Below are 1,425 nucleotides of genomic sequence, written 5' to 3'. Positions count from 1 at the left end.
CGTGGGAACGATCTGGTTTCATCTCACATGCGCGAACGCACCCACCCCGCCACTTTTTGGATCGTTCCCACGCTCCGCGTGGGAATGCAGCCCGGGACGCTCCGCGTCCCTTCAACAGCCGAACGCAGAGCGTCTGTTGAGGCATTCCCACGCAGAGCGTGGGAACGATCTGGTTTCATCTCACATGCGCGAACGCACCCACCCCGCCACTTTTTGGATCGTTCCCACGCTCCGCGTGGGAATGCAGCCCGGGACGCTCCGCGTCCCTTCAACAGCCGAACGCAGAGCGTCTGTTGAGGCATTCCCACGCAGAGCGTGGGAACGATCTGGTTTCATCTCACATGCGCGAACGCACCCACCCCGCCACTTCACGGTGAATCCCTTCCACCTCCCTCAACAACCCCGCCATGCGCAAGAAATCATGGGTCATGCCTGGTTGTTCGAGCAAGGTCAGGTCATTGCCGGCAGCGCGCAAACGCTCGGCATAGGCCAGCCCTTCGTCATGCAGCGGATCATGCCCGGCCAGGTACACCAGCGCCGGGGCCACGCCCGACAAGTCTTCAGCCAACAACGGCGAGCAGCGCCAATCCGCCAGGTCTGCCGGAGTGCGGCCGTAGTGGGCGTAGAACCAGTCCAGGGTCGGGGTTTCCAGCAGGTAACCTTCGGCAAAGTCGCGATGCGAAGCGCGGTGAGTGGTGGCGTCGGTGACCGGATACACCAGCAACTGCGCCTTGGGCTTCAACGCCAGTTCTGCGGGGTCGCGCACGGCAATCAACGACAACACCGTGGCCAGGGTCGCACCGACGCTGTCGCCGGCCAGTGCCACCCGTGATGCATCCAGGCCACGCGCCGCGCCTTCGCGAACCAGCCAGTTGCCGGCATCGCAGGCGTCCTGCACCGGGGTTGGAAAACGCCATTCAGGCGCCAACCGGTAATCCACCATCAACACGGCAAAACCACCCTGCGCCGCCAGCCGACGGCACAACGCATCGTGGGAATCGAGGCTGCCGACCACATATCCGCCGCCGTGGAAATACAACATCACCGGTTGCAGGCCATCGGCCGCTTGCCCGTCGCGATACAGGCGAGCCGCGAGGCTGTAACCATCCCGCGCGGCGATGCTGAAGTTTTCGCAAGCAATGTGCGCCAGCGGCACATCGAGAAAGCCCGAGGACGCTTCGAAGTCGATCCGCGCCTGTTGCGGCGTCTGTTCGTGCATCGGACGATTTTTACCGGTCAGACGGCCGAACTCGGCGAGTTCGAGGAATGCTTCAAGTTCTGGCAGTACGGCCATGGGACGAATCCTTTTACACAATAAAGGGAACCTGTGGCGAGGGAGCTTGCTCCCGCTGGGCTGCGAAGCGGCCCCAAGAATGGGCCTGCTGCGCAGTCCAGCGGGAGCAAGCTCCCTCGCCACTAACGTTT

1 protein-coding gene is annotated in these 1,425 nt (G+C 63.0%); it reads right to left on the bottom strand.

What is annotated here, in order from left to right; all coding sequences use genetic code 11:
* Positions 1 to 337: 337 nt before the first annotated feature.
* Complete coding sequence (locus D8U18_RS25455; protein WP_131108863.1) at positions 338 to 1,294, bottom strand: alpha/beta hydrolase; 957 nt, start codon at positions 1,292 to 1,294, stop codon at positions 338 to 340.
* Positions 1,295 to 1,425: the final 131 nt, after the last annotated feature.

The sequence above is a fragment of the Pseudomonas sp. Sample_10 genome (assembly GCF_004321495.1).
Lineage (GTDB): Bacteria > Pseudomonadota > Gammaproteobacteria > Pseudomonadales > Pseudomonadaceae > Aquipseudomonas.
This window is presented reverse-complemented; position numbering and strand designations above follow the sequence as displayed.

Excerpts from the sequence above, each read along its gene's own strand:
- D8U18_RS25455 (WP_131108863.1), bottom strand. The coding sequence starts at position 1,294 with ATGGCCGTACTGCCAGAACTTGAAGCATTCCTCGAACTCGCCGAGTTC.